Source organism: Bartonella sp. AA89HNZF (assembly GCF_042196905.1).
Classification (GTDB): domain Bacteria; phylum Pseudomonadota; class Alphaproteobacteria; order Rhizobiales; family Rhizobiaceae; genus Bartonella.
Genome location: NZ_JBHIRD010000013.1, coordinates 1 through 14324 on the forward strand (window position 1 = coordinate 1; position 14324 = coordinate 14324).

12 protein-coding genes are annotated in these 14324 nt (G+C 34.8%); 9 read left to right on the forward strand and 3 right to left on the reverse strand.

Features of this window, described 5'->3' with window-relative positions:
• Positions 1–327 precede the first annotated feature (327 nt).
• On the forward strand, positions 328–750 hold the full coding sequence (ndk, locus tag ACFIN0_RS06660; protein WP_375614957.1) for a nucleoside-diphosphate kinase: 423 nt from the start codon (positions 328–330) through the stop codon (positions 748–750).
• Between the two features lie 317 nt (positions 751–1067).
• Here ndk and pgsA read toward each other — a convergent pair whose 3' ends face one another.
• The 3 genes from pgsA to ACFIN0_RS06675 form a co-directional block, all read right to left on the reverse strand.
• Positions 1068–1649, reverse strand: a complete 582-nt coding sequence (pgsA, locus tag ACFIN0_RS06665; protein WP_273723320.1) for a CDP-diacylglycerol--glycerol-3-phosphate 3-phosphatidyltransferase — start codon at positions 1647–1649, stop codon at positions 1068–1070.
• Between the two features lie 72 nt (positions 1650–1721).
• On the reverse strand, positions 1722–3701 hold the full coding sequence (gene uvrC / locus ACFIN0_RS06670; protein ID WP_375702169.1) for an excinuclease ABC subunit UvrC: 1980 nt from the start codon (positions 3699–3701) through the stop codon (positions 1722–1724).
• 391 nt (positions 3702–4092) lie between these two features.
• On the reverse strand, positions 4093–4956 hold the full coding sequence (locus ACFIN0_RS06675) for a 23S rRNA (adenine(2030)-N(6))-methyltransferase RlmJ (RefSeq protein ID WP_375702170.1): 864 nt from the start codon (positions 4954–4956) through the stop codon (positions 4093–4095).
• Positions 4957–6595: 1639 nt separating this feature from the next.
• Between ACFIN0_RS06675 and tatA the strand changes: the two genes are divergently transcribed.
• The 8 genes from tatA to ACFIN0_RS06715 all read left to right on the forward strand — a co-directional run bounded on the left by tatA (position 6596) and on the right by ACFIN0_RS06715 (position 13610).
• On the forward strand, positions 6596–6898 hold the full coding sequence (tatA, locus tag ACFIN0_RS06680) for a twin-arginine translocase TatA/TatE family subunit (protein WP_375702171.1): 303 nt from the start codon (positions 6596–6598) through the stop codon (positions 6896–6898).
• A gap of 55 nt (positions 6899–6953) precedes the next feature.
• The gene (locus tag ACFIN0_RS06685; RefSeq protein ID WP_375610177.1) at positions 6954–7358 is read left to right on the forward strand and encodes a twin-arginine translocase subunit TatB; all 405 of its coding nucleotides are present in this window, start codon (positions 6954–6956) and stop codon (positions 7356–7358) included.
• The gene (gene tatC / locus ACFIN0_RS06690) at positions 7355–8137 is read left to right on the forward strand and encodes a twin-arginine translocase subunit TatC (protein ID WP_375606267.1); all 783 of its coding nucleotides are present in this window, start codon (positions 7355–7357) and stop codon (positions 8135–8137) included. Before ACFIN0_RS06685 ends, tatC begins: the two co-directional genes overlap by 4 nt.
• Before the next feature lie 61 nt (positions 8138–8198).
• Entirely contained in the window at positions 8199–9476 is a 1278-nt protein-coding gene (serS, locus tag ACFIN0_RS06695) for a serine--tRNA ligase (RefSeq protein WP_375610178.1), read from the forward strand.
• 133 nt (positions 9477–9609) lie between these two features.
• Positions 9610–10269, forward strand: coding sequence for a protein-L-isoaspartate(D-aspartate) O-methyltransferase (locus tag ACFIN0_RS06700; RefSeq protein ID WP_375606265.1), 660 nt, complete (start codon positions 9610–9612; stop codon positions 10267–10269).
• 155 nt (positions 10270–10424) lie between these two features.
• On the forward strand, positions 10425–11606 hold the full coding sequence (locus tag ACFIN0_RS06705) for a peptidoglycan DD-metalloendopeptidase family protein (protein ID WP_375702172.1): 1182 nt from the start codon (positions 10425–10427) through the stop codon (positions 11604–11606).
• Between the two features lie 698 nt (positions 11607–12304).
• Positions 12305–12757 carry a preprotein translocase subunit YajC gene (gene yajC, locus ACFIN0_RS06710; RefSeq protein ID WP_375702173.1) on the forward strand — a complete coding sequence of 151 codons (453 nt, stop codon included), beginning with the start codon at positions 12305–12307 and terminating at the stop codon, positions 12755–12757.
• A gap of 466 nt (positions 12758–13223) precedes the next feature.
• Positions 13224–13610, forward strand: a complete 387-nt coding sequence (locus tag ACFIN0_RS06715; RefSeq protein ID WP_375622169.1) for an Mth938-like domain-containing protein — start codon at positions 13224–13226, stop codon at positions 13608–13610.
• Positions 13611–14324 lie beyond the last annotated feature (714 nt).

The following is a 14324-nucleotide window of genomic DNA, read 5'->3' on the forward strand; positions in this document are numbered from 1 at the left end:
AAAGGACATAAAACAAAACAGTCCTTTCAGGGTATTTTAGGTGTACGCTATAGTTTCTAACGATATGGTTATTTTTTGATTGATTTCAATGATAATTTTGATAGGAAGCATTTAAAATTATGGAAGAAGATTCAATATTTATTAAGAGTCGGTAGCGCATTTTTATGATGGGATGAGCAATTGCAGAATTTTTATTAAAGTTTTCTTTATAATTTATTCTATATTTTTGAGAATTTGTGTAGATTTTTGCAGAGCCACTTGGCAAAGGGTTCCTTGCTCGCTATAGGAATGGCTAGAGAATATTATCAATGAAATAAAGGTGGTTAAATGGCTTTAGAGCGTACTTTTTCGATGATTAAACCAGACGCAACCCGTCGTAATTTGACTGGCGCAATTACTAAAATGCTTGAGGATGCGGAGCTACGTGTTATTGCGTCTAAACGTGTCTGGATGAGCAGACGTGAGGCGGAAAAATTTTATGCTGTTCATAAAGAACGTCCTTTTTTTAGTGAATTGGTTGAATTTATGTCTTCTGGTCCAACCGTTGTACAAGTTTTGGAAGGTGAAAATGCAATAGCTAAAAACCGTGAAGTAATGGGGGCTACGAATCCTAGTGATGCAGAAGAAGGGACAATTCGTAAGGTTCATGCTTTATCGATTGGCGAAAATTCTGTCCATGGATCCGATAGTGCTGAAACGGCAAAAACAGAAATCGCCTTTTGGTTTCCTGAGGTAGAAATTGTTGGTTAATAAAGCGTATATAAGAAGCAAAAATCCGAAACACTATATTTCGGTTTTTTGCTTATGAGGTTATAGATTTTTTTGAAAGCATATGGAGCCATTAATCATTTTTTTAGCTTTTAATATTGCAGCTGCTTTTACGAAAATATAAAGCCTATTTACTCTTTTCTGAAGAGTTTTTATCTACACGCTACCCTTACTTGTAATGTGCAAAAAAGTGTTTTATTGATTTATCATTAATAGATTTAAAATAAATCAATCTTATGCTATTCTCATCTCTTATTTAAGTACAAAAAGATAAATCATTTTATAAAATTCCATACTATTCATAGGATAACGTGTTTTAAACCTGCACGAAAATAATCCCACCCTGTCCACAATGTAAGGAGGGCAGAAATCCACAGCATAGTAATACCAAACTCTACTGTGTAAGGGAAAATTTTATTACCGGCTGGTCCAGCTAAAAGAAATACAATAGCGATCATCTGTACAAAAGTTTTCCATTTTGCAAGACGAGAGACAGGAACACTAACTTTTAACTCAGCCAAATATTCACGTAATCCTGACACAAGAATTTCTCTGCAAAGAATGATAATAGCTGCCCATAGAGTCCATCCAGCGATGGTACTGTCTGCGGCAAGCAAGAGCAAACAAGCAGAGACGAGAAGTTTATCGGCAATTGGATCTAACATGCGACCAATATTGGATGTTTGTTCCCAAATACGAGCAAGGTAACCGTCAAGAAAGTCAGTAATGGATGCAACGATAAAAATGGAAACAGCAATCCAGCGGGTGATATCACTTGATTGTAGCCGCCCTTCTAAAAAAAAGCATGCAACAACCATTGGGACTGCAACAATTCGTGCATAAGTTAAAATATTTGGAAAAGAAAAAGTATGATTTTTCATGGAGCCATTTTTAATTCTTGTGAAAGAGAATATATTTCCTAAACGTAACAAGGCGAAGGTTATGAAACAAGCTTATTTTTCATGAAAATGGTTATGAATTTTTTGTGCAATTGTCATAGAGATTCCCGTAACTTTTTTTAAATCTTCAAATGAGGCACTAGCAACAGCTTTGGCACTTCCAAAATGATGAAGCAACGCACGCTTTCTTGTCGGACCGATATTTTCGATTTCATCAAGTGGGTTTTTGAATGTTGCTTTTTTTCGTTTTATCCTATGAGTTCCAATCGCAAAACGGTGTGCTTCATCACGCAGACGTTGCAAAAAATAGAGGATAGGATCACGTGGAGGAAGTGTAAAGGGCGGAATACCTTTTATAAAAAATCGTTCACGTCCCGCATGACGGTCAACACCTTTGGCGATTCCAACAACTGTGAAGAGATCATTTAATTGTAATTCAGCAAGTATTGCATGTACGCTGTTGATTTGTCCTTCACCACCATCGATTAAGATAAGGTCAGGCCAAATGGGAAAAAGATCATCATCTTTTATGTTATGACTTCTATTTGGCAGATCATGCTCTTTGATAAGGCGTGAAAATCTTCGTTTAATCACTTCTTTCATCATACCAAAATCATCGCCAGGCGTGATATCTGTTGAGCGAATGTTGAATTTTCGATATTGATTTTTAATAAATCCCATTTGACCAGCAACAATCATAGCCCCTACAGCATTTGTTCCCATGATATGAGAATTGTCATAGACTTCTATCCGGCGTGGAGGAAAAGGTAGTTGGAATGTTTTAGCAAGACCTTGAAGCAATTTTGTATGGGTGGCTGTTTCAGAAAGCTTATGTTCAAGTGCTTCATGAGCATTGAGATAGGCACGATTAACAAGAGTTTTCCGTTCACCTTGTTTGGGTAAAGAGAGGGATACTTTGTGGTTTGCTTTGAGACTAAATGCTTCTGTAAGAAGTGCCTTTTCTTCAATTTCTTCAGATAAAAGGATGCTTTTGGGAAGTGGTTTATCATCATAAAATTGGGCAAGAAAACTTGCTAAAATTTCAGTACGGGAAAAAGAGGGATCTGCTTTAGGAAAATAAGCACGGTTTCCCCAATTTTGCCCCATGCGAAAAAAGAACACTTGAATACAGGTCATTCCTTCTTTTTGCGCAATCGCAAAAACATCCGCTTCTTTTATCGTTTGAGGATTTATACCTTGATAGCTTTGTATGTGAGAAAGGGCTGATAGGCGGTCACGATAGGAAGCTGCTTGTTCAAAATCAAGATTTTCTGCAGCTTTATGCATAGCTTGAACCATATCGCTTTTAATAGATTGATCTTTTCCCGAAAGGAACGCTTTTGCTCCTTTCACCAGTTCTTTATAATCACTGTCGCTAATTTCATGAGTGCAAGGTGCAGAACATCGCTTAATTTGATAAAGCAAACAGGGGCGTGTACGGTTTTCAAAAACTGAATCAGTACAAGTTCGTAATAAAAAGGCGCGTTGTAAAACATGAACTGTTTGTGTCACTGCACCAGCAGAAGCAAAAGGACCAAAATAGTGAGCTTTTCGTATTCGAGCACCACGATGTTTGTAAAGTGCAGGCACTCGATGATCATCTGTAATCATAATATAAGGAAAACTTTTATCATCACGCAGGAGTACATTAAAATGTGGATGCAATCTTTTGATGAGATTGGCTTCTAAAAGGAGTGCTTCTGTTTCTGTATGGGTGACGATAAATTCCATATGATATGTTGCACGAATCATGCGGGTAATACGATTATTGTGTCCTTGTTCACGTGTATAGTTTGAAACACGTTTTTTGAGATTACGGGCTTTGCCAACATAGAGAATATCACCATTTTCACCAATCATCCGGTAAACCCCTGGCTTATGCGGAAGGTGTCTAACAAACTTTTGTATGAACTTGATACCTTGGAACTGATTTTTCTCATTGCTTTGATTGGCATTATGCCATGTAACATTAGAGAGAAAAGAAAGTTTTTCCCGTTCATTTTGCGGACAATTTGTATTATTTTTCAGGACCATTCCGTTTATTACGAATATGTTGTTTGTTTAATATATGAAATATTCTTTTTTATTAAATAATGATTATTTATGTCTTTATAATTTTTTTTATAAATATATCTTATAGCATAAGAGTATGATTTTAGAGAGCCGATCTTTCATAAAAAAATATGAGAGTTGTTATTCTAAGACAGCTTTATGAATTTGGCCAATTTATCCATTAAAATGATTGAAATAAGAAATCCATGATGATTAAGAGGATAGGCTTTCTAAAAAAATAATTCACGCTGATCGTTATTAGCTTATCATTATAATATGTTGATATTATCCAAAGAATTAAAGAACTTTATCATTTAATGCATTTGTATTTTACAACATGATATTTGATTTAGGAAAGATATCAGAAAAAGATCTAAAATAATAGATGTTCTTTTTGAAGCCACTTATACGTTATTTTGGCATTTTCATCTTGTCCAAGACGGTTGATAAGAAAGGGGCTGAGTTTTTTCATTTCTTCTTCCAAAAGGTAGGGAGGGTTAATAATAATCATACCGCTTCCATTCATTGTAGGTGATGTTGATTTTTTTCGGATACGCATTTCAAGCTGGAGAATTTTAGGAATTCCTGTTTGATAAAGCGCGTGAAGAAAACTTTCAATTTCTTTGTCATATTTAACAGGATACCATAAAGCGTAGATTCCTCCAGAAAAGCGACGATAGGCTTTCGTTAATCCCTCAATAAGGCGGGAAAACTCTCCAGCTTTTTCAAAGGGAGGGTCAACAAGGATAAACCCACGTTTTTCTTTTGGTGGTACATGAGCATTTAAGGAAAGCCAACCATCTAAATGCAGAACTTTTGTCTGATAATCTCCTGCAAAGTTTTTTGCTAAAATATGATAATCTTCATTGTGCAATTCTATTGCGGTGAGGCGATCTTGTTTCCGTAATAATTGACGAATAAGAACAGGAGATCCAGGATAAAATATAATTTCTTTTTCCCCTTTATTGAGGGCATCAATGATGTCACACCATGGACAAAGGAGTGTTCTTAAATCTTCTGGGATAGGAGTTGAAAAAAGTCGTTGGACACCTTCGCGCCACTCTCCTGTTTTATGTGCTTCTAAAGAAGAAAGGTCATAAATACCGATTCCAGCATGTGTATCTATAACGCGAAAAGCTTTTTCTTTGCGTTTGAGATATTCTACAATGCGAGTGACAATAATGTGTTTAAAAACATCAGCAAAATTGCCAGCATGATAAATATGCCGATAATTCATGGAGTAAACTCTATCATATGTGTAACTGTACCGGATTATTAGCATAGAATAATAGAATTGATATCCATAAAAATACTCTTGTAGAAATCAAACAATGCCCTCACTTCCAAATTATACACTACAGAAAAAATATTAATGTCATGGGAGCATTTATTCACAGGGCTATTTTTATATTATGAGCTTAATCGTTAAAATTTTAAATTTTTTATATGAGAGATAGACAAGAAGAGATCAAACATCTCAATAGAGATATTTATGTTGTAAGAGAATTTTTTTATGATCGCGGTCTCTTCCAGGAATACTATAAAAAACCTCAATTAACGAGAATATTAGTGAAGTTTGTTGAAAAATTGAAGAGTACCTTTCAAATTCATTCATAAATTTTCTTGTTTAAAGATTAAAGAATTTCAAATACTTGATAAAAACATTGTTACATTTATAAGTTTTTTAGCAAGCGTAAAATTATGGATAGAGCAATAAAGTGCTGGTGTTATAGTGATAGGTTTTTATAAAAGTATGAATGAATCTCATTGCTTTAAGCAGAGCCAAAGCTTTACATTATACACGCTAAATGGCTAGGTTATTGTGTATGATGCTAAAATAAAACTTTTGAGAATTGATATGTGCTCTGCAAGCTATCTCAATAAAATGAGGAATTTTAAACTAAAGCAAATAGGTTTATCTATCTCTAACACTGTATTATCGAGCGGCTTTATAAGGTAATCTTATAAAAAAGGCTAGGATAAGAAATTCTTTTTACATGGATTATGCTTCGATGCCATGCTTTTGATTGAATGTAATTTTCTATTAATGCCCATTCTGGTTTCAATACTGAGATAGGTTAAACACATGATATTATGAGAACGCATGCCCAGAATCCAGAGACTTGTAATAGTTAGAGCATGCCGTGGCTTAGAGAGCTGGTTATATGGAGGTATTTTACTGAATAAAGGCACAAGCTGGTACCTTTTTTATTTTTTAGCAGTATTGCCATACCTTTTGGCACTTGCGTTGGTTCATAAAGTACATTTTTACTCTTTCCGCTAATAGTTTTTATTTACACAACAGATATTTAATTGAATACGATGATGGCTCATATTCGTATTGTGTATGGAATAATGGATGATAAAATTCCCCCCCCAACGCAAAGAATAAATGTTGTGCGTAAGATGATCATTTTTGAAGAGACTGATGATGTGTTAAGAAAGTTTTTTAGAGATTTTTCTTTCTGATTTTTTAATTGAATACGTAAAATGTTTTACAGCATTATGATTTTTATCAGTAACGGATAATTTGGCGGAAATGTTTGTAATGATACGTACAACATTGTTTAAAAGGAAAGACGTTGGCTATAGTCTTTACAGGAAGATGAGTAACCTAAGAGATCAGATGAAGTTATTTTAGAAAAGTTTTTAAGTGTTTTGAATTTTGTATGAAGCGGTTTATCATTGTTGAATGGTTTGTGTTATAGTACGCTAAAAAGCGATAAGAGGATAAAAAGCTCTTTTTGCAATAAAAGCGTGTAATTGCTTTTAAGTTAAGAAGAAAATATATAAGTAAGATATTATATTTGATACATTCTTCAGAGGAAGCATGAATAAATGAAATCAAATTTAAAAGCATAAAGTTAGAGAGAATAATGGGTAATATTTTTTCACCAACGCATTTAATTATAATTTTATTGATTATCTTTGTGCTTTTCGGTCGCGGTAAAATTTCTGAATTAATGGGCGATGTTGCTAAAGGAATTAAAGCCTTCAAAAAAAATATGAAGGAAGAAGATGATAGCATTGAGGATAAAGTTGAAATGGCTCCTACTTCCCAAATGATTGATGTAGAATCTCAACAATCTCAGCCGTTATCGGTAAAACATGCAACAGTGCGCAGAAAGGTTTCTTCTGCTTCTAAAAAACGCAAAACATCTATTGCTAAAAAACAGTAACAAAAACGCAATCATCATTGTGCAATATTTTTTGATGAGAAAGTCGAATTAAGAGATGTTTGGGATTGACGGACCAGAGTTTATCGTAATCTTACTTGTTCTCATCATTGTCGTTGGACCAAAAGACTTACCTAAAATATTAAAGACAGTAGCAAAGATAAGAGCGTATGTGTATTCAACAGCAAATGAACTTCGTCATCAGTTTGATAATTTAATAAAACAAATCGAGCGCGATGATTTGCAAAAAGTATGTTCGGATATTAGCGATTCAAGTAAGAAGTTGGCAGAAACTTTTGATCCCACTCAAAATATATTAGAGGATATCCACGATAATTGGGATGTTAAGGAAACACACTATAAATCAAAAAAAGATAAAGAAATTTTGGAATGCGATCAAAACGTAACCAATAAAGATACGACAGTATCTATCGCTTCTAAAGATAAAGAAGATATGTCATGAATGTTAAGAAAGATGAAGTTGATGCCCATATGGCACCACTTTTAGAACATTTAATTGAACTTCGTCAGCGAATTATTGCTGCCTTGGTTGCATTTATGATCGCTTTTATGATGTGTTTTCTTGTTAAAGATTATATCTTAAATTTTTTACTATGGCCATATCAGTGGGCAATGAAAATAGCAGGGGGTAATCCTGAGGGAATTCGTTTGCAATCAACGCAAGTATGGGAAACTTTTTTAACGAAGATGAAGCTTTCTGCTTTTGGGGGAATTATTTTATCTTTTCCCTATACGGCTTTTCAGTTTTATAGTTTTATTGCACCAGGGCTTTATAAAAATGAGCGGATGGCTTTTTTACCATTTCTCATTGGGGGGCCTATTTTATTTTGTATTGGGGGAGCGTTTGTTTATGGTCTATTCGCGCCAATAATACTATGGTTTAGCCTTTCTCAACAATTTCTTCCAGATGTTCATTTAAAAATAGAGTTTATAGTGCGTATTTCTGATTATTTGGGCTTTATGACATCATTTATCCTAATTTTTGGTTTGATTTTTCAATTACCTCTTGTCATCAGTCTTTTAACAAAAATTGGATTTTTAACATCTCATGATTTGGCGTCTAAACGAAAATGGGCTATTTTGCTCTCTTTTATCATTGCGGCAATCATAACGCCGTCGGATTTTTTTACGATGTTTGCAGTGGCTTTACCAACGATAGCACTTTACGAGATTTCAATTTTAATTGCTTACAGTATAGAAAAGAGAAGAAAATCCGCTTAAGAAAAGTGTATAATCTTATGCGATAAGGAATGAATAAAAACAATATAAATGAGGAATTTTTATGCTTGATATTAAGTGGATTCGTGACAATCCTGAGAAATTAGATAAAGCACTCGTAAGTAGAGGTCTTGAGCCACAAGCTAAAAGGTTAATACAACTTGATCTTGCACGTCGGTCGCATATTGCTAAGGTGCAATTGGCGCAGGAACGTCGCAATGCTGTTTCAAAGGAAATAGGACAGGCTTTGGCTGTATCTGATCAGCAAATGGCTGAACGTCTTAGAGCTGAAGTTGAAGAGATTAAAGCTTTTCTTTCCTCTGCAACAGTGGAAGAAAAGCAACTGACGGAGAGTCTTGAGAAACTTCTTTCAGCACTTCCAAATATTCCATTAGATGATGTTCCAGAAGGTAAAGATGAAAGTGATAATGTCGTCATTCGACATTTTGGTACACCTCCAACATTTAATTTTACACCAAAGGAACATTTTGATCTTGGTCAAGATCTCAAACAAATGAACTTTGAGCGAGCTAGTCGTTTGTCTGGAACACGTTTTACAGTGCTTTCAGGGGCGTTAGCACGGCTAGAACGAGCATTAGGACAATTTATGCTTGATGTGCATGTGAATGAGCATGGTTATACAGAAGTCTCAGTACCTCTTCTTGTTCGTGATGAGATTGTTTACGGAGCAGCACAATTGCCGAAGTTTGCAGAGGATCTTTTTCAGACAACAGATGGTCGATGGCTTATTTCTACTGCAGAAGTACCATTAACTAATTTGGTTAACGATGAAATTCTTGAAATATCAGATTTACCACTGCGATTTTCTTCTTTATCTCCTTGTTTTCGTTCAGAGGCTGGAGCAGCCGGTCGTGATACGCGCGGTATGTTGCGTCAGCATCAATTTTGGAAAGTTGAAATGGTCTCGATTACCAGTGAAGAGCAGTCTTTAATTGAATTGGAACGTATGACTGAATGTGCAGAAGATATATTAAAACGGCTTGATTTGCCTTTTCGCACAGTGGTTCTTTCTACGGGTGATATGGGGTTTGCAGCGCGTAAAACCTATGACATCGAGGTTTGGCTTCCTGGTCAAGAATGTTATCGTGAAATTTCTAGCTGTTCAGTTTGTGGAGATTTTCAAGGTCGTCGTATGAATGCGCGCTATCGTAAAGACGGCGATAAAAAATTGCATTTTGTTCATAGCCTTAATGGTTCTGGTACGGCTGTTGGACGTTGTCTTATTGCCGTACTTGAAAATTATCAACAGGCTGATGGATCAATTATTATTCCAGATGTTTTACAACCTTATATGGGAGGCATGCGCTGTATTACTGCTTAATTTTACGAAAGGAGAGACAATATGCGTTTATTGCCAAGAGGTGATGATACACAGGCGCAAGTTTTTGCCATTTTAAAAGAAGCAGTTTGTCAGTATGATAAAAGTGCACCTTCATTGGAGATTGAATGATACTATGGGGCAAAAGGGTATTTTACAATTTCGTGAGGAGTTAGCCGCTCTTGTACTGAAAATGCGTAGCAAAGGCATTGATGACGTGCGATTTTTTTCTGCATTAGAGAAAATTCCGCGTCAACAGTTTGTTGCTGCTCCTTGGTTCAATAGTGCTTATGATAATAAAGTTATTCCCCTTGAGTGTGGTGAATATATGGAACGTTTGGAAGAACAACTCTTAATTCTTTCGGCATTATCGTTGAAAAAAAGGCATCGTGTCTTAGAAATTGGTACAGGATCTGGTTTTTGTACTGCTCTTATAGCATGTCTGAGTGACCGTGTGACAACGATTGATCGTTATAAAACGCTTGTTGATTTAGCACGACAAAAATTTCAAACTTTAGGAATTGAAAATATTGTTATACGGCAAATTGATGGAAGTCATAGTGTGACAGGCTTAGGATCATTTGATCGCATTCTTATTTGGCCATCACGTTTTGATGAACCCAAGGAATTTTTAGAACTTTTAGCTGAAAATGGAATTCTCATTCAGGCGATAGGACCTGACGAAGGGGTACAAACGGTGACGCGCTATACAAAAATCGGTAGTCGATTTGAGTGTTTAGAACTGTTCCAAGTGCGTTACCAACCTTTTATTAAAGGCATTGCAGAGATACTTTAATTTTTAAAAGCTAAGAAATTTCTGCAAATTGCCTACGTTAAATTCATTTTGATCTTATATAAAGATATTTATGAATAAAACATCTCATTTTAACTCTTCGGTAATTTAAAAAAGCTTTAATGGAGTAAGTTGATTATTGATGAGTGAGCAAAACGATGTGTCTAAAAGCTTTGGATAATATTTTCCAGCATAATTTTCAGAGAATAACTTTGTTAGCGGTGGTAACTATTGTTGCTGGTTGTAGTTCTGGTACACAGCGTTTTTCCAATACGTTCTCTCATCGTACGGTATCATCTCAATCAAATATATCAAGCACTATGTATACAGACCCGCGAATGCTATCATACGGTAGTGGTATGATACAAAGCACTGAATTGCCACCTGTGGAATCAAGCGATGATTCGTGGGGAGATGATAATTCCCCCTATAATTTTCCACATCAAGATAGGATAACTTCTTCTGATGGTCGCGTTATGGGCTCCCCTCCACGTAATCTTGGAACACTTTCTCGTTCACAAATGGATAAATCTCCTATTTTTCGGCGGAATTCTTATATTGTCCAGAGTGGAGATACACTGCTCAGTATTGCACGACAAGTAGGGGTTAGTGTTGAGGCATTAAAATTAGCAAACGGTATAAACAGCAATTCCATTTATATCGGTCAGGTACTGGTTGTTCCAAGCAGGCGTACATTAGCAGCTTCAAATGCACACAATAATAACGATTGGGCAGTGTCAACTACAGAATCTACATCCCAATCTCAAGTGATGTCCTCTATAAAAAACAAGAAGTCCTCTCCTATATATAAAGCTCCTGTAACAACGCCACCCTCTGCAAAGATGAACAAATCAAGTTCTGAGAAAAATTTTTCTAAACAGATGACGCAATTGAAACATGAGACTGGTTTGTCAAGTACTGTTACGAATACAGATAATATGACGACTCCGCAAGCCACAGGAATTTCTAAGATGCGTTGGCCAGTACGAGGGCGTTTATTAAGCCAGTTCGGTCAAAAAAAGGGAACAGTAATGAATCGAGGAATAGATATTGCAGTGCCTGAAGGGTCTTCGGTAAAGGCGGCAGAAAATGGTGTGGTTATTTACGCGGGAGATGGATTAAAAGAGCTTGGTAATGTTGTGATGATTCGACATGAAAATAATATTATCACTATTTATGGATGTAACAGTAAGCTTGTTGTTAACAAAGGACAAAGGATAAGGCGTGGTGATGAGATTGCTAAATCGGGTGTTTCAGGAAATGTTAAAACGCCACGTGTCTATTTTGAGATGCGTAAGAATTCATTACCTGTTGATCCCCTTAAATATTTAGAAAACTAATTTATTGATAACTTTGACATTTGAATAGTCTTACAGTTTATAGAAAATTCATGAAAAACAATTGATTTTCTTAAATCAATAACATAGCAGCAAAAAATCATTGGTTTCAGGAGAGTAGTTCGTTGGGGTCGTTAGATATTACCATCTTTGTATTTATGAAAGTGTAAGACAATAGTATCATACTGTTTGTCAGCTTTGAGTATTCCAATTGCTCTTGCATTTGAGAGAAGCATGAAAAAAGATATTTCACGCCTTTCTTAAAAAGTTTTTATCGACAGGCTCATTTCATATGTGTGACTCATATGTGTGACGTCAAGAAAATCGTTTTGATTAATTCAGAAGATTTGAAATGAGAGTATTTTATTGTATTTAGATCTGTCGTTCGATATCAAAAACGATAAATTATCTATATAAATTAAAGTTTGTTCATTAGAAAAATTATCTTGTATAATTTATTGAGTTAGTGAAAAGATTTATATTGTAGGATATACAATAGGGGAAAGTGAATCTATTTTTTAAGATTTTTCTCATTGTATTTTGGTATTCTGCCTCTTAAGGATTTATTGTATTTTTGTAAAGCTGTGATTAGATTATGTAGTTATTGCTTTTTATGATAAATTCTTTAGGAATTTTTTCTGTATCGGAATTTCATTTTAATAGAGTGGGAAATACCTGAGGTTTAACTATAGGAGATAAAAATGTTTATTACGAACGCTTATGCTCAAGTTGCAGGCGATGTTTCCGGTGGAATTTCATTTGCTAACGCTGTCCCATTCATTTTAATTTTTGCAATTATGTATTTTTTTATGATTCGTCCACAGCGTGCCCAAATGAAAAAACGCCAAGAAATGCTTAATGCAGTACGTCGTGGTGATACAGTTATAACGGGTGGTGGTATTATCGGCAAGGTTAAGAAGGTTCACGACGAGAGTGGTGAATTAGAGGTTGAAATTGGTGAGAGTATAAATATTCGTGTTATTCGCTCAACATTAGCTGATGTGCGCGTTAAAGGTGAGCCGATTGCAGAAAAAAAGTCAAAACTTAATGCTAAAGCAAAAACACCACAAAAGTCTAAATCTAAAACGACAACGAAAGAAGATATGAGTATCTCTGAAGAGAAAAAAGCTGTATCAAAGGAAAATGCATCTTAAGGTGTAATGGCAGTTTATTACATTTTTTAAGCATTTTTATAAAAAGCTTGGCAAGATCAAGACAATTTCATTGGAAAAGGGGCTTTTATAGTGGCTACAGAAAATGGAGTTTTTGTTTTCTTTAGATTATTAAAATAGTTGCTTTATTTATAGAATATTACGCAATTTTTTTCTGTTTTTTAAAGAAGATCATTGTTTTTATAAAAAAAAATTTGTAAGTAAATAAGCTGAAGAAACTTTTCAAAAAATAGATTTATTTAAGTAGGTATAGCATTTTACTGCGGTTTATGACCAAATTTTCATATATTTGTTGTATGAGAAGATTAGGGCATTATATAAAAACTTTCACTTCAATACTAGGCTATCTATGTTTAACATATCAATGTTTATATCAGCCTTACTTTAATTTTTATGGTGAGAAGTAGCAAAGACAATTGGATTATTCAAAAATAAAAGGTGCATATTCATGTTCGATGCAATTCAAATTCGTGAAGCACATTTTCCAAGTCGCGCACCTATTGATGCTTATGGAAATGGTGGGTTTCGTTTTGCTGATATGTCTCATAGAGGTTCTATTATTTGTGTCCCATCAGGTATTTATGGCATTGACATGGCAGGGCCTATTCCTACTCAAGGGGATATATCTCGTATTTTAGAAGAAGCTTCTGAAATCGAGGTTTTATTAATAGGTACTGGAATTGAATTATTACGATTACCTGAAGAGTTACGGGTGCTTTTATGGGAAAAACGTATTTCATCAGATACAATGAGTACGGGAGCGGCGGTGCGTACATTTAATGTTTTATTGGCTGAAGATCGCGCTGTTGCGGCGTTATTATTTGCGGTAGAATAGAGTATTGTTTCATAAAACAAAGGCTCTGGTCTAGCATGAAAGACTTGTGTAATTATTTTCTGCTCTGTAAAATACTGTCGTTTAAGGCGGTGATATAAGGGTGTAGAATATACATAACATAACACATTAAGTTTTTTAAATACAGCAGCAAGTATTCAGAACAAAGCTTGCTCGTCGTTCCTAATGAATCACATGAGTGATCAACTCTTGGCACTTGAGACAGTTCATAAGAGACATTTTTAGTTCTTTCTCATACAGTTGTTACCTACAAGCCAGTTACGCTTGGGACGTGCAAGGGAATAGTTTTTATTGATGTAACATGGAATTGGTTTAAAATGAAAGCATATCTACGATATTTGGGATTCTAATTTAACATACAAAACAACAAATTATGATTATAAATCAATTTATTGATAGTAACAGAAACTCACCGAGAGCAATTGGATTTTTTACAAATTGGTGTTGGTAAAAACCTTTGTCTTTTAGGATGGGGAGGAGATCAATGATTTGATGAAGTTTTTGTGATCAGTGCATTTTTAATAAAATAACATTGTCATCTATCCACTGAAAAAGTGTTTTTCGTTGTTTGTTGTTCAAGTTTTACTATGCATGTTACGATTGTTTTTTAGCTTTTTTACTGCAAATGAAAACTTGAAGTCCTATAAGATAAGTTTTATCAGAAAAATTATTTATTTAATTTTTTCTTTCTAAAAC

Bases quoted from the DNA above. Each gene is read 5' to 3' on its own strand.
- ndk (WP_375614957.1), top strand. From the start codon at position 328: ATGGCTTTAGAGCGTACTTTTTCGATGATTAAACCAGACGCAACCCGT.
- pgsA (WP_273723320.1), bottom strand. From the start codon at position 1,649: ATGAAAAATCATACTTTTTCTTTTCCAAATATTTTAACTTATGCACGA.
- uvrC (WP_375702169.1), bottom strand. From the start codon at position 3,701: ATGGTCCTGAAAAATAATACAAATTGTCCGCAAAATGAACGGGAAAAA.
- ACFIN0_RS06675 (WP_375702170.1), bottom strand. From the start codon at position 4,956: ATGAATTATCGGCATATTTATCATGCTGGCAATTTTGCTGATGTTTTT.
- tatA (WP_375702171.1), top strand. From the start codon at position 6,596: ATGGGTAATATTTTTTCACCAACGCATTTAATTATAATTTTATTGATT.
- ACFIN0_RS06685 (WP_375610177.1), top strand. From the start codon at position 6,954: ATGTTTGGGATTGACGGACCAGAGTTTATCGTAATCTTACTTGTTCTC.
- tatC (WP_375606267.1), top strand. From the start codon at position 7,355: ATGAATGTTAAGAAAGATGAAGTTGATGCCCATATGGCACCACTTTTA.
- serS (WP_375610178.1), top strand. From the start codon at position 8,199: ATGCTTGATATTAAGTGGATTCGTGACAATCCTGAGAAATTAGATAAA.
- ACFIN0_RS06700 (WP_375606265.1), top strand. From the start codon at position 9,610: ATGGGGCAAAAGGGTATTTTACAATTTCGTGAGGAGTTAGCCGCTCTT.
- ACFIN0_RS06705 (WP_375702172.1), top strand. From the start codon at position 10,425: ATGTGTCTAAAAGCTTTGGATAATATTTTCCAGCATAATTTTCAGAGA.
- yajC (WP_375702173.1), top strand. From the start codon at position 12,305: ATGTTTATTACGAACGCTTATGCTCAAGTTGCAGGCGATGTTTCCGGT.
- ACFIN0_RS06715 (WP_375622169.1), top strand. From the start codon at position 13,224: ATGTTCGATGCAATTCAAATTCGTGAAGCACATTTTCCAAGTCGCGCA.